Source organism: Capnocytophaga sp. ARDL2 (genome assembly GCF_041530365.1).
Taxonomy (GTDB): domain Bacteria; phylum Bacteroidota; class Bacteroidia; order Flavobacteriales; family Flavobacteriaceae; genus Flavobacterium.
The window spans coordinates 127,164-153,955 of the sequence record NZ_CP168034.1 but is presented as its reverse complement, the minus strand read 5'-3'; the positions used below and the strand labels follow the sequence as shown (position 1 = coordinate 153,955).

31 protein-coding genes, 1 pseudogene and 1 riboswitch are annotated in these 26,792 nt (G+C 36.7%); of the genes and pseudogenes, 15 read left to right on the top strand and 17 right to left on the bottom strand.

Translation table 11 applies throughout. The features are described from left to right. Positions 1-74 precede the first annotated feature (74 nt). Both AB4865_RS00850 and AB4865_RS00845 read right to left on the bottom strand, forming a co-directional pair. A complete protein-coding gene (locus AB4865_RS00850) occupies positions 75-1,580 on the bottom strand; it encodes a PH domain-containing protein (protein WP_372473846.1) in 1,506 nt (501 codons plus the stop codon). Beyond that, on the bottom strand, positions 1,570-2,082 hold the full coding sequence (locus AB4865_RS00845) for a PH domain-containing protein (protein WP_372473845.1): 513 nt from the start codon (positions 2,080-2,082) through the stop codon (positions 1,570-1,572). Before AB4865_RS00845 ends, AB4865_RS00850 begins: the two co-directional genes overlap by 11 nt. A 60-nt stretch (positions 2,083-2,142) precedes the next feature. On the opposite strand from AB4865_RS00845, the gene AB4865_RS00840 reads away from it, so the two are divergent. Further along, on the top strand, positions 2,143-3,333 hold the full coding sequence (locus AB4865_RS00840) for a pyridoxal phosphate-dependent aminotransferase (RefSeq protein ID WP_372473844.1): 1,191 nt from the start codon (positions 2,143-2,145) through the stop codon (positions 3,331-3,333). A gap of 43 nt (positions 3,334-3,376) precedes the next feature. Here the strand turns inward: AB4865_RS00840 and AB4865_RS00835 are convergent, their stop codons facing one another. The 14 genes and pseudogenes from AB4865_RS00835 to thiS all read right to left on the bottom strand — a co-directional run bounded on the left by AB4865_RS00835 (position 3,377) and on the right by thiS (position 16,216). Next, positions 3,377-4,426: an NAD(P)-dependent alcohol dehydrogenase gene (locus tag AB4865_RS00835; protein ID WP_372474865.1), complete on the bottom strand. Its 1,050-nt coding sequence runs from the start codon at positions 4,424-4,426 to the stop codon at positions 3,377-3,379. A gap of 74 nt (positions 4,427-4,500) precedes the next feature. Continuing rightward, positions 4,501-5,188 (bottom strand): annotated as a pseudogene (locus AB4865_RS00830) (ThiF family adenylyltransferase). A 206-nt stretch (positions 5,189-5,394) separates the two neighbouring features. After that, positions 5,395-7,896, bottom strand: a complete 2,502-nt coding sequence (locus AB4865_RS00825; protein ID WP_372473842.1) for a hypothetical protein — start codon at positions 7,894-7,896, stop codon at positions 5,395-5,397. 70 nt (positions 7,897-7,966) lie between these two features. Beyond that, positions 7,967-9,082, bottom strand: a complete 1,116-nt coding sequence (gene thiH / locus AB4865_RS00820) for a 2-iminoacetate synthase ThiH (RefSeq protein ID WP_372473841.1) — start codon at positions 9,080-9,082, stop codon at positions 7,967-7,969. A 203-nt stretch (positions 9,083-9,285) separates the two neighbouring features. Beyond that, a complete protein-coding gene (locus tag AB4865_RS00815; RefSeq protein WP_372473840.1) occupies positions 9,286-10,056 on the bottom strand; it encodes a thiazole synthase in 771 nt (256 codons plus the stop codon). Next, positions 10,053-10,673 (bottom strand): thiamine phosphate synthase, encoded by a 621-nt coding sequence (locus tag AB4865_RS00810; protein WP_372473839.1) that lies wholly within the window; start codon positions 10,671-10,673, stop codon positions 10,053-10,055. Before AB4865_RS00810 ends, AB4865_RS00815 begins: the two co-directional genes overlap by 4 nt. After that, positions 10,660-11,388 carry a hydroxymethylpyrimidine/phosphomethylpyrimidine kinase gene (locus AB4865_RS00805; protein ID WP_372473838.1) on the bottom strand — a complete coding sequence of 243 codons (729 nt, stop codon included), beginning with the start codon at positions 11,386-11,388 and terminating at the stop codon, positions 10,660-10,662. The genes AB4865_RS00810 and AB4865_RS00805 overlap by 14 nt, the downstream gene beginning before the upstream one ends. Positions 11,389-11,477: 89 nt before the next feature. Beyond that, positions 11,478-12,344 carry a PDDEXK nuclease domain-containing protein gene (locus tag AB4865_RS00800; RefSeq protein ID WP_372473837.1) on the bottom strand — a complete coding sequence of 289 codons (867 nt, stop codon included), beginning with the start codon at positions 12,342-12,344 and terminating at the stop codon, positions 11,478-11,480. A gap of 151 nt (positions 12,345-12,495) precedes the next feature. Then, positions 12,496-13,083, bottom strand: a complete 588-nt coding sequence (locus tag AB4865_RS00795) for a thiamine phosphate synthase (protein WP_372473836.1) — start codon at positions 13,081-13,083, stop codon at positions 12,496-12,498. Between the two features lie 11 nt (positions 13,084-13,094). After that, positions 13,095-13,355 (bottom strand): hypothetical protein, encoded by a 261-nt coding sequence (locus tag AB4865_RS00790; protein WP_372473835.1) that lies wholly within the window; start codon positions 13,353-13,355, stop codon positions 13,095-13,097. Between the two features lie 63 nt (positions 13,356-13,418). Next, positions 13,419-13,718 carry an Abi family protein gene (locus tag AB4865_RS00785; RefSeq protein ID WP_372473834.1) on the bottom strand — a complete coding sequence of 100 codons (300 nt, stop codon included), beginning with the start codon at positions 13,716-13,718 and terminating at the stop codon, positions 13,419-13,421. Then, positions 13,697-13,813 (bottom strand): Abi family protein, encoded by a 117-nt coding sequence (locus tag AB4865_RS00780; protein WP_372473833.1) that lies wholly within the window; start codon positions 13,811-13,813, stop codon positions 13,697-13,699. The genes AB4865_RS00785 and AB4865_RS00780 overlap by 22 nt, the downstream gene beginning before the upstream one ends. A gap of 103 nt (positions 13,814-13,916) precedes the next feature. Next, a complete protein-coding gene (gene thiC / locus AB4865_RS00775; protein WP_372473832.1) occupies positions 13,917-15,734 on the bottom strand; it encodes a phosphomethylpyrimidine synthase ThiC in 1,818 nt (605 codons plus the stop codon). 275 nt (positions 15,735-16,009) lie between these two features. Beyond that, on the bottom strand, positions 16,010-16,216 hold the full coding sequence (thiS, locus tag AB4865_RS00770; protein WP_372473831.1) for a sulfur carrier protein ThiS: 207 nt from the start codon (positions 16,214-16,216) through the stop codon (positions 16,010-16,012). A gap of 61 nt (positions 16,217-16,277) precedes the next feature. Continuing rightward, positions 16,278-16,375: riboswitch (TPP riboswitch) on the bottom strand. Between the two features lie 222 nt (positions 16,376-16,597). On the opposite strand from thiS, the gene AB4865_RS00765 reads away from it, so the two are divergent. The 5 genes from AB4865_RS00765 (at position 16,598) to rpsJ (ending at position 21,608) form a co-directional block, all read left to right on the top strand. After that, positions 16,598-17,872 (top strand): replication-associated recombination protein A, encoded by a 1,275-nt coding sequence (locus tag AB4865_RS00765; protein ID WP_372474923.1) that lies wholly within the window; start codon positions 16,598-16,600, stop codon positions 17,870-17,872. Positions 17,873-18,246: 374 nt separating this feature from the next. Next, positions 18,247-18,630, top strand: a complete 384-nt coding sequence (gene rpsL, locus AB4865_RS00760; RefSeq protein ID WP_091100281.1) for a 30S ribosomal protein S12 — start codon at positions 18,247-18,249, stop codon at positions 18,628-18,630. 28 nt (positions 18,631-18,658) lie between these two features. After that, positions 18,659-19,135: a 30S ribosomal protein S7 gene (rpsG, locus tag AB4865_RS00755; protein WP_372473830.1), complete on the top strand. Its 477-nt coding sequence runs from the start codon at positions 18,659-18,661 to the stop codon at positions 19,133-19,135. Between the two features lie 20 nt (positions 19,136-19,155). Further along, a complete protein-coding gene (gene fusA, locus AB4865_RS00750; protein WP_372473829.1) occupies positions 19,156-21,291 on the top strand; it encodes an elongation factor G in 2,136 nt (711 codons plus the stop codon). A gap of 11 nt (positions 21,292-21,302) precedes the next feature. Then, the gene (gene rpsJ, locus AB4865_RS00745) at positions 21,303-21,608 is read left to right on the top strand and encodes a 30S ribosomal protein S10 (protein WP_372473828.1); all 306 of its coding nucleotides are present in this window, start codon (positions 21,303-21,305) and stop codon (positions 21,606-21,608) included. Between the two features lie 277 nt (positions 21,609-21,885). On the opposite strand, the gene AB4865_RS00740 is transcribed toward rpsJ, so the two are convergent. Next, a complete protein-coding gene (locus AB4865_RS00740) occupies positions 21,886-22,389 on the bottom strand; it encodes a hypothetical protein (RefSeq protein WP_372473827.1) in 504 nt (167 codons plus the stop codon). Between the two features lie 20 nt (positions 22,390-22,409). Here AB4865_RS00740 and AB4865_RS00735 point away from each other — a divergent pair, with 20 nt between their 5' ends. The 9 genes from AB4865_RS00735 to rplV all read left to right on the top strand — a co-directional run bounded on the left by AB4865_RS00735 (position 22,410) and on the right by rplV (position 26,785). Next, positions 22,410-22,535: a helix-turn-helix domain-containing protein gene (locus tag AB4865_RS00735; protein WP_372473826.1), complete on the top strand. Its 126-nt coding sequence runs from the start codon at positions 22,410-22,412 to the stop codon at positions 22,533-22,535. A 424-nt stretch (positions 22,536-22,959) separates the two neighbouring features. Beyond that, positions 22,960-23,223 (top strand): type II toxin-antitoxin system HicA family toxin, encoded by a 264-nt coding sequence (locus AB4865_RS00730; RefSeq protein ID WP_372473825.1) that lies wholly within the window; start codon positions 22,960-22,962, stop codon positions 23,221-23,223. A 2-nt stretch (positions 23,224-23,225) separates the two neighbouring features. Further along, positions 23,226-23,540 (top strand): type II toxin-antitoxin system HicB family antitoxin, encoded by a 315-nt coding sequence (locus AB4865_RS00725; protein ID WP_372473824.1) that lies wholly within the window; start codon positions 23,226-23,228, stop codon positions 23,538-23,540. Between the two features lie 162 nt (positions 23,541-23,702). Then, complete coding sequence (gene rplC, locus AB4865_RS00720; RefSeq protein WP_372473823.1) at positions 23,703-24,320, top strand: 50S ribosomal protein L3; 618 nt, start codon at positions 23,703-23,705, stop codon at positions 24,318-24,320. Continuing rightward, the gene (gene rplD, locus AB4865_RS00715) at positions 24,320-24,949 is read left to right on the top strand and encodes a 50S ribosomal protein L4 (RefSeq protein WP_372473821.1); all 630 of its coding nucleotides are present in this window, start codon (positions 24,320-24,322) and stop codon (positions 24,947-24,949) included. Before rplC ends, rplD begins: the two co-directional genes overlap by 1 nt. Before the next feature lie 6 nt (positions 24,950-24,955). Then, on the top strand, positions 24,956-25,246 hold the full coding sequence (rplW, locus tag AB4865_RS00710; protein ID WP_372473820.1) for a 50S ribosomal protein L23: 291 nt from the start codon (positions 24,956-24,958) through the stop codon (positions 25,244-25,246). 5 nt (positions 25,247-25,251) lie between these two features. Next, entirely contained in the window at positions 25,252-26,076 is an 825-nt protein-coding gene (gene rplB, locus AB4865_RS00705) for a 50S ribosomal protein L2 (RefSeq protein WP_372473819.1), read from the top strand. Positions 26,077-26,086: 10 nt separating this feature from the next. Next, complete coding sequence (gene rpsS, locus AB4865_RS00700; RefSeq protein WP_290362101.1) at positions 26,087-26,365, top strand: 30S ribosomal protein S19; 279 nt, start codon at positions 26,087-26,089, stop codon at positions 26,363-26,365. Positions 26,366-26,374: 9 nt separating this feature from the next. Then, entirely contained in the window at positions 26,375-26,785 is a 411-nt protein-coding gene (gene rplV, locus AB4865_RS00695; protein ID WP_372473818.1) for a 50S ribosomal protein L22, read from the top strand. The last annotated feature ends 7 nt before the right edge of the window (positions 26,786-26,792 follow it).

The window sequence follows — 26,792 nt, the reverse complement described above, 5'->3', positions numbered from 1 at the left end:
TATGTAGGGTCAAATTGCAATTTGTTTTACTAAATGTAATCAAATTGAAAGTTGTATTTTTTAAAATAAAAAAGCTACGCCTTTTGTGGTACTAAACCTTCAATTATTCCTAAAATTTCATTGGCTAATTTTTTTATCAAATCGGCATCATAATATCCAATAGTGAGACTTTTAGATGCTGTATAAAGCGTGGTACTTGTAAAATTGGTTCTCTTTTGAAAAAAACTTTGTGATACCTTTATACTTTGAATTTTAGATATATGCAGATAAAAAGTATCTTTGTCCCAAACGCCTTTTTGCAATATTACAAAGTCATCTTTTAGGTATAGTTTTTCAAACCTAAAAGACAGATAGCAATACAAAGTAGGAAACGTGATAATCAATGCATATATCCACAGAAAAGGCAATATATCAAAATAATACAAAGGAGTAAATACTAAAAGTAAAGCACCTACTGTTAATGTAGATTCTACAATAAACTTTCGATAATTAGGACGGAAAAAATAGGTGCCTTTATCTAATGTATCATTGTAAATAAAATCGAAAATCTTTTGCATTTCCGTTGTATTGACTGCAGGAACAATCAATCCTGAGTTTTTCTTTTTTTTGTTGTTGGTAGAGCCAATTTGTAAAATTTCTATTTCAAATAGTTGGATAATTTTTTGAAAGTAATTTTGTTGAATACGAAACATTTGTACCTTATCCGCTGGAACAGAAACAATATTAGAATTGAGCAATCCATACGAAGCAACCATTTTATTGTTTATATTTTCGATTTTATAACCATAATATTGTAAAAATGTACGCACAATGTTAAAAATCAATATTCCCAACAGCAGAAATACAATAGTTATTGTCCAAATAACAGCAGAATAATCAACTTCTAGCAATTGATCAATCGAATCTGACAATTTTTCACCTGTAAAAAATAAATCCTTTATAGTCTCAAAAATATTATATGAAAAAGCAACAATCAATCCTATTGACTGCAAATGATTTCTTGTCAATCCCATTTTCAATAGTGTATTCCAACTAATAGAAACAATGGTTTGTTTAGATATTTTGGGAATCTCTTTATCCAAAACAACTTCTTCATTGAAAAGATTTTCTTCTGCAAGTAACGCTTCTCTAAAAGCCAATGCCTTTTCATAATCCACCCCAACAATAGAAATTTCTACGCGTTCACTTCCAGCTGTCTCAATTATTACAAGGTACAATCCTACGATTTTGTGTATAAAATTTTGTTTGAGATGTACCTCAATGATTTTTGATTTTTTTACAACAGTTTTCGACTTTTGCAACCATCCTTTTGTAACCACCAATTCGTCGTTAATTATTTGATAGCGAAAAGTTTTGTGTTTGATAAAGTGGTATAAAAAATTAGCGATAAATATCAAAGCAAAAATAGAAAAGGCACTTGTTAGCCCAATAATATCTGCCTCTTTATTGGTCGTTTTTCTTCCGATAAAAATAACAATTACAGCTATCAAAATACGAATATTTTTATAAAACGAATTTCCAATAGCTAATAATAAAGCCTTGTTTTCTAATTTATTAGGAATAGAAAAATTATAATTCATCATCGGTGTTTTCGATAGTTTGTACACGGTTCAATACAAATTCTTTCCATTGCTCTGCCTCTTCCAAAGTAAGTCCAGGTATAGTTACTTCATTATCAGCCGAAGCAGAATATAAATTTATAGTGGCCAATCCCAATTTTTTGGCATACCAACCTTGTGTAATGGTAATGTGTTGAAGTTTGATGTAGGGAATGATTTCAATATGAGTTACAAAAATTCCACTTTGAAAAACAGCATCGTGTTTACGAAAAGCATACGATTTGTATCGATAGCCAAAAAGATTCAAAAGTGATAAATAACTACCCAATAAAAACAATAAAACCGCTATGATATAGGCCAAGGTTTCTTCAAACAAAAATACAATAGCAATCGAAATTGCCAAGGTGAGAATAAAAGCAATCAATGCATTCATCCTTGCGATGTATTTGTATTTGGGATTCAGCATTGTATGCGAAATATTTTCGTAAGTGGGCAATTGGTCAAAAGATATCTGTGGATTCATTTTTCATTTTTTTACAAATATAAAAAATTGTACCTTTGACACCGTATAATTTATATAACAATGAATACAAATTCACTTTCAGAAAGAATCAATAATTTATCAGTTTCTCAAACATTGGCAATGGCAGCCAAAGCCAGAGAATTAAAAGCTCAAGGAATCGATATTATCAGTTTGAGTTTGGGAGAGCCAGACTTCAACACGCCAGATTTTATCAAAGAAGCCGCAAAAAAAGCAATCGATGAAAATTACAGTGCTTATCCGCCAGTTGATGGATACGACGATTTGAAAAAAGCCATCTGCAATAAGTTTAAAAGAGATAACAATCTCAACTATCAACCGTCAAATATTGTGGTATCTACAGGAGCAAAACAATCGTTGTACAACATAGCTCAAGTAATGCTAAATGATGGCGATGAGGTAATTTTACCAGCACCTTATTGGGTTAGCTATGCAGAAATTATTCGCTTGTCGGGCGGAGTACCCGTAGAAGTACCAACATCGGTAGATACAGATTTCAAAATCACAGCCGAGCAGTTGAGGGCAGTGATTACCCCAAAAACCAAGATGATGTGGTTTAGTTCGCCGTGTAATCCATCGGGGTCAGTGTATAGCAAAGCCGAATTAGAAAATTTGGTAGCCGTGTTGAAAGATTTTCCACAGATTTTTGTAGTATCGGACGAAATTTACGAGCATATCAACTACACCATAGATTATTGCAGTATTGGTTCGTTGGCAGGAATGGAAGACCGCACAATTACGGTAAACGGAGTAGCCAAAGCCTTTGCCATGACAGGATGGAGAATAGGTTACATCGGAGCACCAGAATTCATCGCCAAAGCCTGTACAAAATTGCAAGGACAAGTAACCAGTGGAGCCAACTCTATTGCACAAAGAGCCACAATTGCAGCCTTGGAAGCATCGCCAGAAAAAATTCAGTATATGGTAGAGGCGTTTAAAAAGCGTAGAGATTTGGTAATGCAGTTGATTTCAGAAATCCCAGGATGGAAAGTAAATGTACCAGAAGGAGCCTTTTACGCCTTTCCAGATGTATCCTCATATTTCGGAAAAGAATTGAAAGGAAAGAAAATCAACAATGCCACAGATTTTTCTATGTATTTGTTAGAACACGCCAATGTAGCCACGGTAACGGGCGACGCATTCGGAAATCCAAATTGTATCCGTTTGTCGTATGCCACAAGCGACGACTTATTGGTAAATGCATTTACGCAAATCAAAGAAAGTTTGGTATAAAAAACACAAGGTAGTTCACACAGAGCTACCTTTTTTATATGAATTAAACATTCAAACTCTTCATATCAATTACAAAGCGATATTTTACATCAGATTTTATCATGCGATCGTATGCTTTGTTGATGTCCTGAATATTGATCAATTCTATATCTGAAACAATTTGATGTTCGCCACAAAAAAACAACATTTCTTGGGTTTCTTTGATGCCACCGATCAGCGATCCTACCAAATGTCTTCGTCTGTTGATTAATAGTCCCGCGTGTACGTTGGTAAGAGGTTCAATAGCACCCACCATACACATGGTTTTGTCCAATTTCAACAACATCAAATATGGGTTTACATCGTGATCTACAGGGATGGTATTCAATAAAAAGTCAAAACTGTATTGATGAGCCGCCATTTGTTCGGCATCTTTAGTAATCAAGACTTCGTCAGCACCCAAATCTAAAGCATCTTGGCGTTTGCTTTCGCTTGTAGTCAAAACAACCACATTTGCCCCCATAGCTTTAGCAAATTTTACTCCCATGTGTCCCAATCCACCCATACCGATGATTCCTACTTTCATTCCAGCCGAAATGTTCCAATGTTTCAATGGCGACCAAGTCGTAATACCTGCACAAAGCAAAGGTGCAACCGCTTCTAATGGCAAATTTGTCGGTACTTTCAATACAAAATTTTGTTCTACTACGATATGCTGAGAATAACCGCCGTAAGTGATACCACCGTATTTCGAATTGCGAGAATTGTAGGTTCCTGTAGATCCCTTTTCGCAGTATTGCTCCAAACCTTGATTGCACGAAGCACAATGTTCGCACGACTCAACCAAACAACCCACTCCTACAATATCGCCTACTTTGTGTTTGCTTACTTCATCGCCTACTTTTACAACTTTTCCCACAATCTCATGACCAGGCACAGCAGGATAAACCGTGCGTCCCCAATCCGAACGAGCCGTGTGTAAGTCGCTATGGCATACACCACAATACAAAATTTCAATTAATACATCCTGAGGTTGTACTTCTCTTCTTTCTATCGTATGCGGAACCAATGGAGTGGTTGCACTATGAGCAGCGTATGATTTTACTTTCATGATTATATTTATTTGTGAACTATCTCATCGTAAAATTAGAAATTTTCTATGACAAAATGTGTTGAAAGAAGGTTAAATTAAAACGATATTTTCATAAACTCCCAATCTCTGGTATTGACGATGAGCAATTGATTGTGCAAGGGCGATAATTCGCAAATAATTTGAAGCACTTGCATAGCCATCATACTACCAATAATACCAGGCAAAGCACCTAAAACGCCCAATCTATCGCAGTCGGGTTGTTGATTTTTGGGAGGTTCGGGAAATAAATCACGCAAGTTTTTTCCTCCGTTATAATTGAAAACCGCTACTTGTCCTTCAAAAGCTCAAAATACTGCCATATACCAATGTTTTTTCTAAAGCTATGCAAGTATCGTTGAGTAAATATCGTGTGCTGAAATTATCACAACAATCAACGATGATGTCATAAGGTTGAAGTAATTCTTGAGCGTTTTTTGTTGTGATTTTCTCTTGAAAAATAGTACATTGAATATCGCTATTCAACGAATTTACAAACTCCAAAGCACTATTCACTTTAGGTTTTCCTACATTTTTTTCAGTGTGAATGACCTGTCGGTTGAGGTTGTGGATTTCTAAAATATCAAAGTCGGCAATGCCCAAATGTTGTACACCTGCCGCAGCTAAATATTGTATTACAGGACTGCCCAATCCACCAGCACCCACCACCAAAACTTTGGCTTTTTGAATTTTTCGTTGCCCTTCAACACCAATTTCTTCTATAAATATTTGTCGGCTGTAACGCATGTTAGTTGTTAGTGATTAGATTTTAGTAGTTAGTAGTTTTTTTTCTTGGTTTCAATAAAATGTTTTATCAATTAAAAAATCAGTAGGTGCAAATTTTACAGAAAATAATTTTTTTACTTTTCCTCTTGTTTAAAAATCACTTTCTTGACGAACTCCCGAGAAATCCTCGATTGTTGAATTTTCTTCAAGTTTATTTTTCACATTGATTATTCTCTCAAAAAACCATATTCATATATTTTTGGTTTGATTTTGTCAGCCAGTATTTTTAGTTTTTCTCTCAATTCTCCAATAAGTGTAGTATAACGTTCATCGGTGCTTTTGTTGTTCATTTTACCTTTTTCGTTTCTGCCTTGAAAATGTTCACGAATGTCGTACAAACTTGGATTGAGCCTCACCCCCGACCCCTCTCCCAAAGAGAGGGGAGCGATGACTTGAAAATAATATCTCCACAATTCACGACCAGCATCAAAAACAGCGATGGCTTCTGCTGAGAAATGCCTCACCCCAACCCTCTCCCAAGGAGAGGGAGCTATTTTTTCTTCGGAAAACAGTGAAGTTTTTTCCCCTTCGAAAGTTAGGGGGCTGATTTTCCCTTTTATAAAATGGGTCATAAAATTACTCGCAAATTTTTCTGGGGCGTTTACTTCGCTTTCGGAAAAAGGTATCCAATGATTGACGCCTTCGTTTGATGAAATGCGGTTTTGTCCGTGAAAAAGTGTGTATGCCAAACAGTCATTCTGAAATTCGGTGTCGGTTTGCCAGCCGTCATTTGGATATAAAAACTGGTCTCGATCATTGAGCCAATCCGCAGGTATGCAATGACGAACAGCGAAGAAGACACAAGTTTTTATTAAATTAGACGAATCTATATTTAACGTACTTCTATATCTTCTATTATTTCTATCAGATATTTTTACAATGTAAGAATTAATATTAACAGAATTTTGACCTTGAAAATCATTTCCACCTCGACAACTTAAATGTCCAATTTTGTTTTTATCATCTAATTTTTCAAAGATCCAATTACTAATAGGAGTTTCTGTGTTATAAATCTTTTTTTGCTTTAAATACCCTTTAGTACTGAAACTTTCACTCTCAATTGCATTAAATTCCTCATCAATTTTGGTATCCCAAATTTTAAATCCAATCGGAAATTGACCTTTTACATTGTCAAAAGTATCTGCTGGAACCAAAAAAATTTTTTCGAGCTTCGCTCGAAAGTTTTTTCTGAAATCCGAGAAATTTGGTGATTGCAGAATTTTCAACTTTGAAAATTCTGCAATCACGCTGTTAGGGATTTCCTTGTAAATTCGGATTAAAAATTGGGCAAAAAGTTCATTACTTCCTTTTTTCATTAAAGGCTTGTATTTATCTAATACTTTCGTTTTTGAAACTCCCGTTTTATTTTCTCTTTCTCCCTTAGAACCAACCTCTGCATACGGTGGATTGATATACACTACCAACTTTTTTCTTTTTTCTTCGTTGTTGATGATTTCAAAAAGGCTGTCGGGAAGTTTTCCTCCTTGGGAAATAGGCACAAACTCGTCATTCAGAAAATCAAACTGAAAGACATGGCTTTTCAAAAGGTTGGCTCCGTGTTCTATGCGTTCGTGCATTACATTTACATCGGCTTGGTCGAGGGTAGAGGCGTAGATGTGGTATTTGTTGGTCAATCCTGCCAAGAGGTTGCCCGTACCTGCTGCACAGTCCCAAATGTAATAGTTGTCTTGCCAGTTTTCGCCCAAATAATCGGTGAGGTATTTTTGGGAGAGTTCTACCCATATTCGAGGGGTAAAAAATGCTCCTTTGCGTTCGCGTATGTCTTGCGGTACCAACAAATCGCGGCGTTCGATGATATAATCTTGGTATTCTTTGAGAGGTGGACGTTTGTAGCGTTTCCAAAACTGCTGATAGGTGTCTTTGTTGCGTATGCCAATGGTGGCATCAAACATTTGTTTGAGGTTTTCCTTGGCTATTTTGTAGCCTTGGTTTTGGTATATTACAAACAGATTGTCTCTGATAGATTGGTCGTCAGAAATACATTGGGTGTTGTTGTCGTCTACAAAAAGGTCGGCGAGGTAAAAATCGCTGTCGAAAATGTTATTTTTTTTGAGGAAGTCCCAATTTACCTCAATGATAGGTTTTACAATTTCTAACCAACGTAAGTATATGGGAATGAAATTGTTTTTGTCAATTTTTATTTTGGCGGTGTCTTGTGCTTTGGCAATGTTGTTTTTGATGAAAAAACGCAGTTCTTTTTCTTCTTTTTCATAATCGTAAATATGAGATTTTTCCTTTAAAGTGCTTTCTATACGCTCTTTGATGAGTTGAAACTCTTTGGTTTCGTGGTTGCTTGGCATAACATTCCAATTGAAATCATTCATATAGAAAATATCTTGTACACTGAGGTAGGGTACAAAGGCTATTTTCTTGAAATCAAACGCTCCGAGAAAGGCAGGAGGCAAGGTTTTGTCAAAAGTTCTGGCTTTACCAATGGTCAAAATCAACTGTACGAACATTGTAGTAAGGTCGTAATTGCCTGTTTTAGCTTCTGCCCAAAGTAGGGGAGTGCGTCCAAAAAGATCGTTTTGGATAGGGAAAACGGTAAAGTCTATGTTTCCGATGATTTCGGTAGTATCAAAGTTTTTGAACCAATCTTGTCCTATTTTATTTTTTAGCTCTTCTTCTCGTATATTTTTATATTTCATTTTATTGTTTTATAGGAATGTCTTATTAAGAAATAATAATATTTAACAAAGATATACATTTCATAAATAATCAACCAAAACTAACATCCCAATCTTTCATTACGGGTTCGTAGCCTGTTTGTTGAATGAGTTTTTTAATGTCTTCCATAGAGCGTTCGTCACTGGTTTTAAACTGTTCGAGCGATTGTTTGTCTACGGCATAGCCACCAGGATTGGTTTTGGATGCGGCACTCATCGTAGTAGCTCCGAGAGAAATGATATGATTGCGGAATTTTTCATTTTCACGGGTTGAAATGGAGATTTCCAAATCTTCGTTCCAAATTCGGTAGGCACAAATCAGTTGCAACAAATCGCGGTCTTCCATAATGAAATTGGGTTCTATGATGCCTTCCGCAGGGCGAAGTCGTGGAAAGGAAACCGAATATTTGGTTTGCCAATAGGTTTTTTGAAGGTAGTCGATATGCAAGGCGTTGAAAAAACTGTCCACTCGCCAATCTTCCAAGCCAAGTAACACGCCTAAGCCTATTTTGTGAATTTGGGCTCTACCAATCCGGTCGGGCGTGTCTAATCTAAACTTAAAATTGGATTTTTTACCTTTGGGGTGATAGACTTTGTAAGCCTCCTGATGGTAAGTCTCTTGATATACCAACACAGTATGCACACCACAGGCTTTTAGTTCGGTATATTCTTCTTCGGAAAGCGGTTGTACTTCGATAGAAATATGCGTAAAATGCGGGTGTAAAAGTTGGATAGCGTTTTTGAAGTAGTCCACACCCACCGTACGATTTGCTTCGCCACTCACCAGCAAAATATGCTGAACGCCCATAGATTTTAGTGCCATAGCTTCTATGAGGATTTCGCTGTCGGACAATGTTTTACGTCGGATTTTGTTGTCTAAACTAAATCCGCAATAGCTACAAATATTGTGACATTCGTTGCTCAAATACATCGGAGCATAGAGCTGAATGGTCTTTCCAAATCGTTTTTGGGTAATGCGTTGAGACATCTGAGCCATTTGCTCCAAATACGGAGCCGCCGCAGGAGAAAGCAACGACATAAAATCCTCCACCGTGCGTTTGTTTTTCGCCAAAATATATTCCACCTCACGAGTCGTAGCCGTGTAAATGCGTTCTTTTATCTGCTCCCAGTTGTATTGTTTGAAAGTGTTTATAAATCCGTTGCTCATAACCGATTTAAGATTTGTTGTTTTTTTTCTATAAAGGTGTCGAATTCGACCTTATAGACTTTGATTTTTTTTTTATTAAACCACATAGATAGCATAGTAACATAGATTACTTTGAGTGAAATTTAGACGCTTCGCTTTCATTAGTTCACATAGAATTTAATGGTAAAATCCTATGTTTTCTATGTTTCTATGTGTTTGGTCTGCTATTCCATCAAAAACGCCGTCAGCGGACTTGAAGCATTGGCACCAGAATGCACCGCTCCCAAACCAGCTTCGTAGGCTTTTCTACCAGAAATTACGGCTTCTTTAAAGGCTTCAGCCACCAAAATAGGTTGCTGAGCCACGGCAATAGCGGTGTTTACCAATACGGCATCAGCTCCTAATTCCATGGCTTTGGTGGCATCAGACGGAGCACCAATACCAGCATCTACCACTACTGGAACTTTACTTTGCTCGATGATAATTTCCAAGAAATCAATGGTTTTCAAGCCTTTGTTACTGCCAATCGGAGCTCCCAACGGCATCACAACGGCTGTACCTGCGTCTTCCAAGCGTTTGCACAAAACAGGGTCGGCGTGGGTGTAGGGCATAACCACAAATCCTTTTTTTGCCAATTCTTCCGTAGCTTTAAGCGTTTCGATTGGGTCGGGCAACAAATAACGAGGGTCAGGGTGAATTTCCAATTTTACCCAATTGGTTTGCAAGGCTTCACGAGCCAATTCCGCCGCTAAAATCGCTTCTTTGGCGTTTCTTGCCCCCGAAGTGTTGGGTAGTAAATTGACTTTTGGCAACTGCAACGCCGAAAGCAAATCGTCGTTTTCCCTTGAGGTATCCACGCGTTTGAGAGCCACCGTTACCAATTCCGAATCCGATATTCGAACCACTTCGGTCATTTCCTGTAAACTTCCAAATTTACCTGTTCCCAAAAACAATCTGGAAGCGAATGTTTTATCTGCTATTTTTAAGTGTGTCATTGTAATATGTTTTTAATTGTTTGTACCAACTCTGGCTGTTTTGTAATCAATCCCGAAAGGGCTACACCGTATATTTCTGTTTCTTTAATCGCTTGTAAATCATTAAACTCTATTCCGCCAATGGCGATGATTTTCGGAATTTCAATCTGCTGTTCTTTTAGTTGAGTAAAGATATTTTTGTAACCTTCCAAATCTAAAATAGGACTGAGTTTTTCTTTGGTAGTCGTAAAACGGTACGGACCTAAGCCGATGTAATCGCAGCCTTCGTTGATGCGTTGAATAACATCTTCCAAAGTGTTGGCTGTACCGCCGATGATTTTATTTTTGCCCAAAATTGCTCTTGCAGTAGTGATTTTTTCGTCGTTCAATCCTAAGTGAATCCCACAAGCATCTACAGCCTTGGCAACAGAAACAAAATCGTTGATGATTAATGACGCTTGATAGTTTTCGCAGTGGATTTTTATGGTTTCAGCTAAATTTGTGATTTCTTTATCCATAGCATTTTTCCATCGTAGCTGCACCCAATCTATGCCTTGGTCTAAGGCTGTGCGAATATTTCGTTTTTGTTCCTTGGCTGTAAGACCTTGTGAAATATATTGTAATTTACTGATTTTCATTGTGTTTTCCTAATAAAGAAGCATTGCTATTCAAAAATTTTTCTACATATTGTTTGCCTAAACGACAACTTTCTTCCAACGATTTTTCTTGTGCCAAATAAGCTGTAATTGCCGACGACAGCACACACCCCGAACCGTGTTTGGGATAAACAGTCGCTACATTGGGGGGAAAATCAATGATTTGATTCTTGAAAATCAACGAGTCCGTTCCCAATTGTTCGGTGCGATGTCCGCCTTTGATCAACACCGTATTTCGTGGCGAAAGATAGTTTTTCAGTACTTGGTATTCCTCAAAATTTGGGGTGATTAAATCTATCATTTCTAAAGTTTTGGGTAATAATTCTAAAGTTTCCGTAGCGAAAAAATCCACTCCAGCCGATGCTTTCAACACGGTATCCCAAACGATTTTACATTGAGGTTGCAACTGTTTGATTTTTGAAACTATTTTGTGTAAATAATTGACATTCGGTACAATACCGATTTTTACCACCGAAAAATCGTATCGGTTCATTAAAGTTGAAATGCTATTTTCAACCGTTTGAATAGGTTGCCACTGTAAATCAAAAAACGCATCTTCGGTTTGCAAAGTATTCGCCGTGATGATTGCCATAGCATACACCTTGAGTTGCTCAGCAGTTTTTACATCCGCTAAAACTCCTGCACCACCGCTTGGATCAAATCCTGCTATGCTGAGTATTTTATTAGACTCCTGCATTTTTTATCAAAATGAATTCGAGACTCAGTGAGTCTCGAATCTGGAAAAATTTTCTTTTTCATAATTCGAGAGACACTATCTCTCAAAAGTTATTTATTATCCTTAAAATGTAATTTACTGATATTGATGAGCTTTTGAAGTTCTTCCTTCGTTGGGAGATAAGGTAAATACTTCGCTGCAAACAATTGTTTTCTATCGGCGAGTACAGAATATTTGGCAACGGAATCGCTTTTTTCAGCACATAAAACCAAACCAATTGTAGGATTGTCGTCAGTTCCTTTGTGAATTTCGTCGTACAAACGAACATTGGTATCCATTTGTCCAATATCTTGATGTTTTAATTTCTCTAACTTTATGTCAATCAACAAGAAATATTTCAATTTAAAGTTGTAAAACACCAAGTTTATGTAAAAATCTTCATCATCAAATCGAATGCGTTGTTGGTGTTCTACAAAAGCAAAACCTTTGCCCAATTCGAGTAAAAGGTGCTGAATATTATTGATAAGACTTTCCTCTACATTCGATTCATGGTATGGTTTGTTAGACAGATTTAAAAAATCCAAAATATAAGGGGCTCTTAGATAGTTTTTAATGTTATCTGCCAATTTTTCGGTTTTTTCCTTAGCTTCGGCAATTACTAAATTTTTCTCCTGTAAAGCCAAAAGTTGCTCATAGTATAATACGCTAATTTGTCTATCCAACGTCCTTACGCTCCAATTTTGACTAATTGCTTCTTGATTTTCAATATGTAACAAGCATCTATAGTACGACCAACTCAATTCGAGACACAGTGTGTCTCGAATTGGAAACTGCAAATAAAATAATCTTATTCTACGGATGTTGGTAATATCAAAACCTTTTCCGTAATGTGTTGTGAGATAGTCAGAAATCTGTTGTAATTGCTGTTTACCGTATTCGGCTCGTTTTTCTCCGTTTTGTTCTTCTTCAACAATCAATCGTCCTATTTATCAATAGCTTAGTATCATAGCAGAATTTATCACACGATTGACTTGCATTCGTGCTTGTTGTAAATTTTACCTATGTTTTCCAATAAAGTGGTCATTTCTTTCATTTCGTATTCCTTTTTTTACAAATGTAATCCATTTATTATATGCTTTTGAGGATACATTTCAGCCTAAAAAACTCCTCAAACGGATCTTTACTCAACCAAATACTTCCCAACAATGCAGCACCGTCTGCTCCGTGTTGAAGTACTTTTTCGATATTTTCGGCGGTTATTCCTCCCAAGGCGAGGAGTTTTGTGTGAAAATTGGTTCGCATGAAAATTTGAGCCAACACATCAGAATGTTCTCCATAGCCTTTTTTGGAAATACTCAGAAATACAGGCGACAAAAATGCGTATTGCCAATGTTCTTCCAATTGATTGAAATCGTCTATACTGTGAACAGAAGTGGACAAATGCCAATGTTTAGCTTGTGGAAAATTTTCGTTTTTTCGGTCTATTTCTCTGATGTGTAAACGATGAATGCCAAATTTTTCAGCCAAATGAAAATGTGAGTGCAAAACAATTTTTGAATAATAATTCGCCTTTATTTCCCCTAAATAAAACCTCATTTCATCATCTGAAAATTGATATTTCCGTACATGCAACAACTCCAAACCATCGTCAAATAATTGATTGATTATTTGGGGTTCGCAGGGGATTGTATTTTCTGGAGAAATGATGATTAGCATTTTTCAAATTATTAAGATAGCCATAGCGGTTCATTTGTCCAATCGATTAGATTACCTTTTCCTTCAGATGGAATACCTAAATATTTTATAGCTACATTGAGATATTTATTAAACAAACGTATCAACTTTTTTGTAAAACTGTTATTTGGATTGACATGAATCAACAAATACTTAAATACACACAAGAAGTAAAATGTTCTTTTGTTATTGTTAAATCTGTCGTTCATCCAAGCACCTTTTGGTTTTAACAATCTTTCGGATTCTACTGTCAAATCTTTGTTCCACAATCGGCTATGATGAACACAAATATTGCGAACATAGGTAAGCGTGTGAAGTCAAGAGGTAAGAACAGTATAATGAACATCGAAAAAATGGGTAATGAGTTTTTTATCATCATTGTTTTTCAATCCTTTGTAAATATTTGATAATTCACCAATTGTCAAAAGCTCAAAACACATCCACGCAGGAGGATTGCTCGGATTGTCGTAATTATCAATACAATGCTTTATAAAACTTCTGGTTTTGGTGTTGTCTTCGCTTTTGAAATTATAGCTTGAAAATCTGAAAAAGGATCTATTTTTATTCCTTTTTTGTTGTAAAACGATGCTATAAATTAATTTTGATTGTCGTGCCAATGACTATCATTATATTTCATTGCCATTTGATAAATAAATTGTGTACGGATAGCAACTTCTATACGCTCAATACAATCAAAAACAAAAAATCTCAATTCTCTATCAAACGAATAAGTATCTATAATTTACTTGAAATCAACTCTTTCGTTGAATTTGTCTTTTTGAGATTGATATGGCAGAAAATAAGCACTCAACCGATTATATATAAATTTCCTTTCCTTTTTCTACAAATTCCTTTGATTTTTCCAACATACCTTTTTCGTTGGCTTCGCGGATTTCTTGGGTGATTTTCATTGAACAGAATTTTGCGCCACACATTGAGCAGAAATGTGCCATTTTTGCTCCGTCGGCAGGAAGTGTTTCGTCGTGAAATTCTCGTGCGGTGTCTGGGTCGATCGACAGGTTGAACTGGTCTTCCCAACGGAATTCAAAACGGGCTTTACTCAACACATTGTCACGGTATTGAGCTCCAGGGTGTCCTTTGGCTAAATCTGCAGCGTGAGCAGCCAATTTGTAGGTGATTACTCCGTCTTTTACATCTTTTTTGTTAGGCAATCCGAGGTGTTCTTTTGGGGTAACATAGCACAACATCGCACAGCCAAACCAACCAATCATCGCAGCTCCAATCGCCGAAGTAATGTGGTCGTAACCGGGTGCAATATCCGTTGTCAAAGGTCCGAGTGTGTAGAAAGGAGCTTCGTGACATTCCTTCAATTGCTTGTCCATATTTTCTTTTATCATGTGCATCGGAACATGCCCTGGTCCTTCAATCATCACCTGCACATCGTGTTTCCAAGCGATTTTTGTCAATTCGCCCAAGGTTTCCAACTCCGCAAATTGAGCCGCATCATTTGCATCGGCAATCGAGCCTGGACGCAAACCGTCGCCTAACGAAAAGGCAACATCGTATTTTTTCATTATTTCGCAAATCTCCTCAAAATGCGTGTATAAGAAATTTTCTTTGTGGTGAAACAAACACCATTTTGCCATAATCGATCCACCACGAGATACAATTCCAGTTACACGATTGGCTGTCAAATGAATATAACGCAAAAGTACCCCTGCGTGAATGGTAAAATACGACACCCCTTGCTCGGCTTGTTCAATCAAAGTATCACGGAAAATTTCCCAAGTTAGGTCTTCCACCACACCTTTTACCTTTTCCAATGCTTGATAAATCGGCACAGTTCCAATTGGTACAGGCGAATTGCGAATAATCCATTCGCGGGTTTCGTGTATGTTTTTTCCAGTTGACAAATCCATAATCGTATCGGCACCCCAGCGACAAGCCCAAACTGCCTTTTCTACCTCTTCTTCGATGCTCGATGTAACGGCAGAATTTCCGATATTGGCATTGATTTTCACCAAGAAATTTCGCCCAATAATCATCGGTTCGCTCTCTGGGTGGTTGATATTGTTGGGGATTATCGCACGACCAGCTGCAATCTCATTACGCACAAATTCAGGAGTGATTTTCGATTTTGGCGTATTTGCCCCAAAGCTATGCCCTTGATGTTGAAAATCCATTCCTTTGGTCGCTAGATCCAACTGCTCAATGCGTTGATTTTCACGAATGGCAATGTATTCCATTTCAGGCGTAATGATACCCTTTTTTGCATAATGCAATTGGGTAACATTCATTCCCTCTTTGGCACATTTTGGTTTGTGATTGTACTGAAAACGCAGCTGGTCTAATTTTTCGTCATTCAATCTTTTTTGACCATATTCCGAAGTAATTCCGTCCAAAACATCTACATCTCCACGATTGAGAATCCACTGTTCACGCAAACGAGGAAGTCCTTTACGCACATCAACTTCATAATTTTCATCGGTATAAGGCCCCGAAGTATCATACACCGTAATTGGAGGATTTTCTTCAACACCGCCATTAGTCAATTTTGTTGGATGCAATGAAATTTCACGCATCGCCACTTTTATCGAATGAATTTTCCCCTCAACATACACTTTCTTAGAACACGGAAAAGGTGTTGTTGAAATCTCGTGTTTATTTTCCATTATTATTGTTTTTTTATTACTAATTAGATTATACTAAAATATTTGTGGAATATTTTTTACCACATAGCCACATAGATATTTTTACAATTGAGAATCAGAGATTTTCTTTTTAGATAACATAGACGCTTCGCTTTTAGAGAAAATATAGACTAAATGTGTGTAATTTCTAATAGTTTAAGTTCTGTAAAATCAATTTACATGCTATCAATTATCAATTGTTCATTGCCAGTCCCGAGACATTCGGAATTAATTGTTCATTAACCATTAATAATTAATTACCCTCCCTGCGTAGCGGTGATTATCAGTATATTATCATTAGGTTGTAGGGGAGTAGTTGCCCAGAGATTACGAGGTACAACGGAATTATTTACCGCCACGGCGATACCCAAATCTTTGAGCAAATTTTCGGCAATAAGCAACTGTTCCAACGACGGCGGCAGTTGGTCAAAAGACTTTTTTTGGTGATTGATTGTGAGTTCCATTCCTAAAAAAATTAAGTTACACTTTAGGAATGTTTATTTGGGAATGAAGACAATATCCCACTCAAAACAGACTACTTTTCCCTACGCTAGTATGAACTAGATCAGGTTCAAAGGGTAAAATCTCAGCCTATCAGAAAATAGACACCCCTAAAGCATTGCACAAATATAGAAAAAATATTTAAAAGAGTGAATTATTATTTTTTGGGCGTGCCCCTCTACCATCAACTTCCTCGTTCCTCGTCAGTCTTTGGTAGAGCGTCGCGTCGTCCGCTATATCTTTTGTGTCGGCAGTTGTCTCCACAAAAGGATGCCGTTCCCACCGCTCATGCGAGTAGTTACAAAGTTCATTGTTCAGTTCTACAAACTTTGTATCTTTGCGATATGAAAGCACCATTAGCAGAACGAGTTCGTCCGAAAAAATTAGAAGATTACATCAGTCAGCAACATTTGGTAGGAGAAAAAGGTATTTTGACTCAAATGTTGAAAAACGATTTGATACCCTCAATGATATTTTGGGGAACACCCGGAACAGGAAAAACCACTTTAGCTGAAATCATTGCCTACGAAAGCAAACGACCATTTTATATCCTCAGTGCCATCAATTCTGGGGTAAAAGAAGTGCGTGAAGTCATCGACAAAGCAAAAAACAACGGAGATCTATTTGCACAGCGACCTATTTTGTTTATCGACGAGATTCATCGTTTTAGTAAGTCGCAACAAGATTCACTATTGGGTGCTGTAGAACGAGGATGGGTTACGCTCATCGGTGCCACAACCGAAAATCCAAGTTTTGAGGTTATACCTGCATTGCTTTCTCGTTGTCAGGTTTATACATTAGACCCCTTTGGACTTGATGATTTGAAAGCCTTGCTACACCGAGCGATGGAGGTAGATGAAGACTTGAAAAAACGAAAAATCACTATTAAAGAATATGAATCTCTATTTCGATTGTCGGGTGGCGACGGACGCAAATTACTCAATACCTTTGAATTGGTGATCAATGCCGTTGGCGAAGATACCATAGAAATCACCAATGAAAAAGTAATGCGAATCGTGCAGAAAAACATGGTGCTTTACGACAAAACAGGCGAACAACATTATGACATAATTTCGGCATTTATCAAATCCATTAGAGGAAGTGATCCCAACGGAGCCGTTTATTGGTTGGCACGAATGATAGAAGGAGGAGAAGATGTAAAATTCATCGCCCGTCGATTGATAATTTCCGCATCGGAAGACATCGGTTTGGCAAACCCCACCGCATTGATTATGGCAAACAATGTGTTTCAGGCAGTGTCGGTAATTGGAATGCCCGAAAGTAGAATATTGCTCAGTCAGTGTGCGATTTATTTAGCAACTTCGCCTAAGAGCAACGCCAGTTATATGGCGATAGGCAAAGCCCAATCGGTAGTAAAGCAAACAGGAGATTTATCGGTGCCATTGCACTTGCGAAACGCCCCAACCAAACTCATGAAAGAAATGGGATACGGACAAGAATATTTGTACAGCCACGATTTTCCAGGTAATTTTGTTCAGCAAGAATACTTACCAGACGAACTGATAGGCACTACGTTATACGAACCAGGAAAAAACACTCGTGAACAACAAATACAAGAATTTATGAAACAACGCTGGGGCGGAAAGTATGGGGAGTAGTTTTTTGTAGATTTAATCATTAAGGCACAATAAATCAACTTCGCCAAAGATCTAACCACAGCGGTAGAACTTTGGCGAATTTTTTTGTGGAGTTATTTTAAATACATAGAAACATAGGATACATAGGTTTGTTACGCAGAGAGTATAATTCGTGTAATTTCAAACACAGTAGGTGAAAACTCTGTGTTTATCTGCGATATCTGCGAGAGGTTTTCAACACCGCAGGTGTAATCAGCCTCCTGCTACCTCCTTTTAGCCTCACGCTCAAGAAAAAATAAAAATAAATTTGTTTTGAAGTAAATAATTTATATATTTGCATCCCCAAAAATAGGTAGGGGTTAAATAATTGAATGTAGATAAATTTAATAAACATTATGCCAACAATTCAACAATTAGTAAGAAAAGGAAGAACCCAATTGACTAAGAAGAGTAAATCGGTTGCTTTGGATTCTTGTCCTCAAAGAAGAGGAGTTTGTACGCGTGTTTATACTACTACACCTAAAAAGCCAAACTCAGCGATGCGTAAAGTAGCTCGTGTGCGTTTGACAAACGGTAATGAAGTAAACGCTTACATCCCAGGAGAAGGACACAATTTGCAAGAGCACTCGATAGTATTAGTTAGAGGTGGAAGGGTAAAAGATTTGCCAGGTGTTAGATACCACATTGTGCGTGGTGCTTTGGATACTGCCGGAGTAAACGGTCGTACGCAAAGAAGATCTAAATACGGTGCAAAACGCCCTAAAGATGCGAAAAAGTAATAACTTAAAAACTTTTTAAGAAAAAGACATGAGAAAAAGACAGGCAAAGAAAAGACCTCTTTTACCAGATCCAAAGTTTAACGATCAGTTGGTAACAAGATTTGTAAACAACTTGATGTGGGACGGTAAAAAATCGATTGCATTCAAAGTGTTTTATGATGCATTGGATATCGTAGAGTCTAAAAAACAAGATGAAGAAAAAACATCTTTGGAAATTTGGAAAGATGCTTTAACTAATGTAATGCCACATGTAGAGGTGCGTTCGCGTCGTGTAGGTGGTGCTACATTCCAAATTCCTATGCAAATTCGTCCAGATAGAAAAATTTCTATGGCTATCAAATGGATGATTCTTTATGCAAGAAAAAGAAACGAGAAATCTATGGCAGCTAAATTGGCGTCTGAAATCTTGGCAGCAGCTAAAGAAGAAGGTGCAGCTGTAAAAAAGAGAATGGATACTCACAAAATGGCAGAGGCAAACAAAGCATTCTCTCACTTTAGATTCTAATTTTTAAAAGAATAAACCAAATGGCTAGAGATTTAAAATACACTAGAAATATCGGGATTGCAGCTCACATCGATGCTGGAAAAACGACTACAACTGAGCGTATCCTTTTCTATACTGGTAAAAACCACAAAATCGGAGAAACTCACGAGGGATCTTCTACTATGGACTGGATGGAGCAAGAGGCTGAAAGAGGTATTACTATTACTTCAGCTGCTACTACTTGTACATGGAACTTCCCAACAGACCAAGGAAAAAAACTTCCTGAATCTAAAGAATATCACTTCAACATCATCGATACTCCAGGACACGTTGACTTTACCGTAGAGGTAAACCGTTCGTTGCGTGTATTGGACGGATTGGTGTTCTTGTTCTCGGCAGTTGACGGGGTAGAACCACAATCTGAAACCAACTGGAGATTGGCAGATAACTACAAAGTTCCTCGTATGGGATTTGTAAACAAGATGGATCGTCAAGGGGCTAACTTCTTGAATGTTTGTCAGCAAGTAAGAGACATGTTGAAATCAAACGCAGTGCCTATCGTATTGCCAATCGGTGATGAGGCAGATTTCAAAGGAGTAGTGGACTTGGTAAAAAATCAAGCAATCGTATGGCATGAGGAAAACTCAGGAGCTACTTTCGATATCATCGATATTCCTGCTGATATGATGGACGATGTAAAACAATATCGTGGACAATTGATCGAGGAAATCGCTGCTTACGACGAAAACTTGTTAGAAAAATACATGGAGGATGAAAACTCTATTACTGAAGAAGAAATCCACGCTGCATTGCGTGCAGCTACTTTGGATATGAGCATTATCCCAATGACTTGTGGTTCTTCGTTCAAAAACAAAGGAGTACAATTCATGTTAGATGCTGTATGTCGTTACTTACCAGCTCCGACTGATAAAGAAGCGATCGAAGGTACTAATCCAAACACAGAGGAGCCAATCTCTCGTAAACCATCAGTAAATGATCCGTTTGCAGCATTGGCATTTAAGATTGCTACAGACCCTTATGTAGGTCGTTTGGCATTCTTCCGTGCATACTCAGGAGGATTGGATGCAGGTTCTTATGTATTGAACACGCGTTCAGGAAACAAAGAGCGTATCTCTCGTATCTACCAAATGCACGCAAACAAACAAAACCCAATCGAAAGAATCGAAGCAGGAGATATTGGAGCAGCAGTAGGATTTAAAGATATCAAAACAGGTGATACATTGTGTGATGAGAAACACCCAATCGTATTGGAGTCTATGATATTCCCAGATCCAGTAATCGGTATCGCAATCGAGCCAAAAACAAAGGCAGATGTAGATAAAATGGGTATGGCTTTGGCAAAATTGGCAGAAGAAGATCCAACATTTACAGTGCGTACAGACCAAGCTTCAGGGCAAACAATCATCTCAGGAATGGGAGAGTTGCACTTGGATATCATCATCGACCGTATGAAACGCGAGTTCAAGGTGGAGGTAAACCAAGGAGAGCCACAAGTAGAGTACAAAGAGGCATTTACTCGTAAAGCAAACCACCGTGAGGTTTATAAGAAACAATCAGGAGGTCGTGGTAAATTTGGGGACATCGTTTTCGAAATTGGGCCAGCAGACGATGTAGATGGAAAACCATTTGTAGGATTACAGTTTGTAAACGAAGTAAAAGGAGGAAATGTACCAAAAGAGTACATCCCAGCAGTAGAAAAAGGATTCAAAGAAGCAATGAAAGAAGGGCCATTGGCAGGATTTGAAGTTGACGGGTTGAAAGTAACTTTAGTTGACGGATCTTATCACGCGGTGGATTCAGATGCATTGTCATTTGAGTTGGCAGCAAAATTCGGATTCAAAGAATCAGCAAAAGCTGCAGGAGCTGTAATTTTAGAGCCAATGATGAAATTGGAAGTACTTACTCCAGAAGAAAACATGGGGGACATCGTAGGAGATTTGAACCGTCGTAGAGGACAAATCAACTCAATGGATGACCGCAATGGATCTAAAGTAGTAAAAGCAATCGTTCCACTTTCAGAAATGTTTGGATATGTAACAACTTTGAGAACATTGTCTTCAGGTAGAGCAACATCTACAATGGAGTTTTCTCACTACGAACAAACACCTTCGAACATTCAAGAAGAGGTAATCAAAAAAGCAAAAGGTAACGCTTAATCAGTAAGAACATGAGTCAAAAAATTAGAATAAAATTGAAATCTTACGATCACAACTTGGTTGATAAATCAGCTGACAAGATCGTAAAAACTGTAAAAAGTACAGGTGCAGTGGTAACAGGGCCAATTCCTTTGCCTACTCACAAAAGAATTTTCACAGTATTGCGTTCTCCGCATGTAAACAAAAAATCGAGAGAACAATTCGAATTGAGTTCATATAAAAGATTATTAGACATATATTCTTCATCTTCAAAAACGATTGATGCTTTAATGAAATTAGAGCTTCCTTCAGGAGTAGAAGTAGAAATCAAAGTGTGATAATCTGCATTACAATAAGTAATTCAATACATAATAAAATTCCCTTTCTTTGAAAAAAAGAGAGGGAATTTTTTTATAATTTCAATTTGTACAACAGATGAGAGAATTGAGGGAAATAATGATTTATTGCCAGCAATTCAAATTTAAAAGCATAAAAAACAGTCCGAAATAGACTGTTTTTTTTGTTATAGGTAGAATAATGGCTTTTATAAAGACCACAACTTTTTTTCTCTCTCTGGATTTTTATTAGATTCTTCGTAGATGCTTTTTCCAAGCATTATTTTGAGTATTTCGTAATATTACGCTCTTTTGCACCATATTTATTGATAAGTAAATCCTTTTTATCATAAGCACTATATTTCCCTTTTGTACGATTCAATGAACTTGATGTAATTTCAACATTACCTCTTGTATTTGTAATTCTATTTAGTTCCGCATCAGTGTGTTTATGCTTATAATAATCAAAAATTTCTTTTTTAGAAACAATATGTTCATAATCATAAGCGTCTCCAGGTTTGTGTTTTTTACCTGTATAAACATCTGTTCCATATTCTCTTTTAGTTATATCACTATGCATCTGTTTTTTACGATTGTTGAAATCTTTATTGAATGCATTATCTTGTGTGTAGGGTCTATTAGGTTCTGGTCTATCGCCTCCTATGCCGCTCCAAGAATTTTGAATATTAAATCTATCATAATAAAATATTTTGTTGGTTATTAATTTCACAAAACTACTTTCTAAGTTTTTTGTAGTCAATAAAAAAAATAATATTTTTGCCAAAATATTAATAATTATTACTTATGTTGATTGGAGAAAAAGTTTTTGAATTGAGAAAGAAAAGAGGATTGTCTCAAGAAAACTTGGCGTTGGATTTAGGGTTGTCTCAATCAACGATTTCAAATTATGAAATTCATTCAAATTTTTAGATCTGCCAACTATTCAAAAAAATGCTGAATACTTCAACGTACCTGTGTAAAATTTAGACGAGCAAAACACTCAAATTGTTTATAATTATCAGAATACTGGTGTGAAAATGCTTTTCAAATTGTAAAAAAGAATGATGTACTCATCGAACAACTACATCAAACAATTTTGGCTAAAGATGAACAAATCCAATCCTTAAAAGAACAAATTGAATTGTTGAAGAAGTTTTTACCAAATACTTAGAAAACTTTTAAATACTATTACGACGAAAAGTTTTTTAGAATAGGAGTTGCTTACAGTTTTGGAAAAACAGTTTAATTTGAGGAATAGAGAAACGAAAAACCAAGAAGAATTGAATAGAGCAGATTGATTTATTGTTAGGAAATTTTTCAGTATAGATGTGACTACAATTTAGTTACAATACTTATGAGTCGAAAAGAAAAATTAATTCAAAGGATAAAAAGTTTGTCTAAAGATTTTACTTTTCAAGAACTAGAAGCCTTATTTTCTCATTTTGGATTTCAAATAACAAATAAAGGAAAAACATCTGGTTCAGGGGTTAAGTTTTATCATATAGAAAAACGAATGCAATATATGGCACACAAACCACATTCAGGTTCAATAATAAAAGAGAAAGCATTGAAAGATGTTGTAACATATTTCATTGCAAACAATTTAATTAATTACTAAAAATGGAAATGCTAAAATATAAAGGTTTTATAGGGACTGTAGAAGTGGTGCACGAAGACAATACATTGTATGGAAAAGTATTGGGTCTTGACAAAGGTACTCTAATTACTTACGAAGGAAATATAGTGTCAGAGTTGAAAGAAGATTATATAGAACATTGTAAAGAGCACAATTTGCCGTTGAGAAAATCATTCAGTGGTTTGTTTAATGTGCGTCTTACACCAGAACTACACACAAAAGTAGCTGATAAATCAGCTCAAATTGGAATTTCTCTAAATGCTTTCGTTAAAGAAACTTTACAAAAAGAAGTGTTGTAAGAGAATGTTGTTGGGCAATGAGGTGAGGAAAAAGCCTCCTGTATATAGCACAAAAAACTTTGAAAATAAAAAAATTATGTGAAAAACTTGTGTAATTCAAGTATTGGTATTACCTTTGCCGATGCTTGAATTTTTATATATAATAATAACTAATTTAAAATTATGTCTGGGTTAATTGGAAAAAAAATCGGCATGACGAGTATTTTCGATGAAAACGGGAAAAACATTCCTTGTACAGTAATCGAAGTAGGTCCGTGTGTCGTTACCCAAGTCAGAACCAATGAGGTTGACGGGTATGAAGCTTATCAACTTGGTTTCGATGACGCTAAAGAAAAGAATGCTACAAAAGCGGCTATAGGTCACTTTAAAAAAGCAGGAACTTCTGTAAAAAGAAAAGTTGTTGAATTCCAAGGTTTTGAGCAGGAGTACAAATTAGGTGATACAATCACTGTAGATTTATTTGCAGAAGGAGACTTTGTAGATGTACAAGGTACTTCAAAAGGGAAAGGTTTCCAAGGGGTTGTAAAGCGTCATGGGTTTGGTGGAGTTGGCCAAGTTACTCATGGTCAGCACAACCGTTTGAGAGCACCGGGATCTATCGGAGCATCTTCATATCCATCAAGAGTATTCAAAGGAATGCGTATGGCTGGAAGAACCGGAGGAGAGAAAGTAACAGTTCAAAATCTTAGAGTATTGAAAGTGGTAGCAGACAAAAACTTGTTAGTGGTTAAAGGTGCTGTACCAGGACACAAAAACTCTTATGTAATCGTACAGAAGTAATGGAAGTAAAAGTATTGGATATCAACGGAAAAGAAACTGGAAGAACAGTACAACTTTCTGATTCAGTTTTCGCAATAGAGCCTAACAAACACGCTATCTATTTGGATGTAAAACAATATTTAGCAAACCAACGCCAAGGTACGCACAAATCTAAAGAGCGTAACGAAGTAACAGGTTCTACTCGTAAAATCAAAAAACAAAAAGGAACAGGTACAGCTCGTGCAGGGTCTGTAAAAAGTCCATTGTTTAAAGGTGGAGGTACAGTATTCGGACCAAGACCACGCAACTATTCTTTCAAATTGAACAAAAACTTGAAGAGATTGGCTCGTAAATCAGCCTTGTCTTTCAAAGCTCAAGAAAACAATTTGATCGTAGTAGAAGACTTCAATTTTGAAGCACCAAGTACAAAAGGATTCATTAAAGTATTGAATGCTTTAGGGTTAGAGAATAAAAAGTCGTTATTTGTTTTGTCAGAATCAAATAATAATGTATATTTGTCTTCTCGCAACTTGGAAAGAACATCTGTTGTAACAAGTTCTGATTTAAATACTTACGGTATTTTGAATGCAGGAGCTTTGGTATTGGCAGAAAAGTCTGTAGAGAAAATAGTAGAAAATTTAACAAAATAGTAGGAAATGAGTACGATTATCAAACCAATCATTACCGAAAAAATCACTAAAGAAAGTGAGCAATTCAACCGCTTTGGATTTGTAGTTGATAAAAAAGCAAACAAAGTAGAAATTAAAAAAGCAGTAGAAAAAGCTTATGGAGTTTCTGTGGTAGATGTAAACACTATGATCTACCGTGCTGATAGAACTACAAAATACACAAAAAGTGGAGTGATCAGTGGAAAAACATCTGCTTATAAAAAAGCAATTGTTACATTAAAAGAAGGAGATACAATCGATTTTTATACTAATATCTAATAACAATGTCAGTTAGAAAATTAAAACCTATTACCCCAGGTCAGCGTTTTAGAGTTGTAAATAGCTTTGACACTATTACAACTGATAAGCCGGAGCGTTCATTATTGGCACCGAAAAAAAACTCTGGAGGTAGAAATAGTCAAGGTAAGATGACCATGCGCTACATCGGTGGTGGTCACAAAAGACAGTATCGTATTATTGATTTCAAAAGAGCTAAAACTGGAATTCCAGCGACAGTAAAAACAATCGAGTACGATCCAAACCGTTCAGCTTTTATTTCATTATTAGCTTATGCAGACGGAGCTAAAACTTACATCGTAGCCCCAGCAGGATTACAAGTTGGTCAAAAAGTAGTTTCAGGACCGGATGTAGCACCAGAGGTTGGAAATGCAATGCCGTTGGCAAATATTCCATTAGGTACAATCATTTCTTGTATCGAATTGAGACCGGGACAAGGAGCAGTAATTGCTCGTTCTGCAGGAACATTCGCACAATTAGTAGCAAGAGATGGAAAATATGCAACAATCAAAATGCCTTCAGGAGAGATTCGTTTGATTCTTTTGACATGTATGGCAACAATTGGAGCAGTGTCTAACTCAGACCACCAATTGATCGTATCTGGAAAAGCAGGTAGATCTCGTTGGTTAGGAAGAAGACCTAGAACAAGAGCCGTAGCAATGAACCCAGTAGATCACCCAATGGGAGGTGGTGAAGGTCGTTCATCAGGAGGACACCCAAGATCAAGAAAAGGACTTCCAGCTAAAGGTTATAGAACTCGTTCTAGTGTGAAAGCAAGTAATAAGTATATTGTAGAACGTAGAAAGAAATAATTAGGACAGTATGGCACGTTCATTAAAAAAAGGACCTTATGTTCACTACAAACTTGAGAAAAAAGTTTTAGAGAATGCAGAAAATGGTAACAAAGCAGTTGTGAAAACATGGTCTAGAGCATCAATGATTACTCCAGACTTCGTAGGACAAACAATTGCAGTACACAACGGTCGTCAATTCGTACCAGTGTATGTTACTGAAAATATGGTAGGACACAAATTAGGAGAATTTTCACCAACTCGTTCATTCCGTGGACACGCAGGTGCAAAAAATAAAGGTAAAAAATAATAAGAAGCTATGGGAGTTCGTAAAAGAGAAAGAGCCGAGCAAAGAAAAGAAGCAAACAAGCAAGTTGCTTTTGCTAAGCTAAACAATTGCCCAACTTCGCCTCGAAAAATGCGTTTAGTTGCGGATTTAGTAAGAGGTCAAAAAGTTGAGAACGCTCTTAATATATTAAAATTTAGCACAAAAGAGGCTTCAATAAGATTAGAAAAATTGTTGTTGTCTGCAATCGCTAACTGGCAAGCAAAAAACGCTGATTCAAATATAGAAGAAGCAGAGTTATTCGTAAAAGAAATTCGTGTAGATGGAGGTATGATGCTAAAAAGATTGCGTCCAGCCCCACAAGGTAGAGCACACAGAATCAGAAAACGCTCTAATCACGTAACAATTGTATTAGGGTCATTTAATAACACACAAAGCAATTAATAAACAG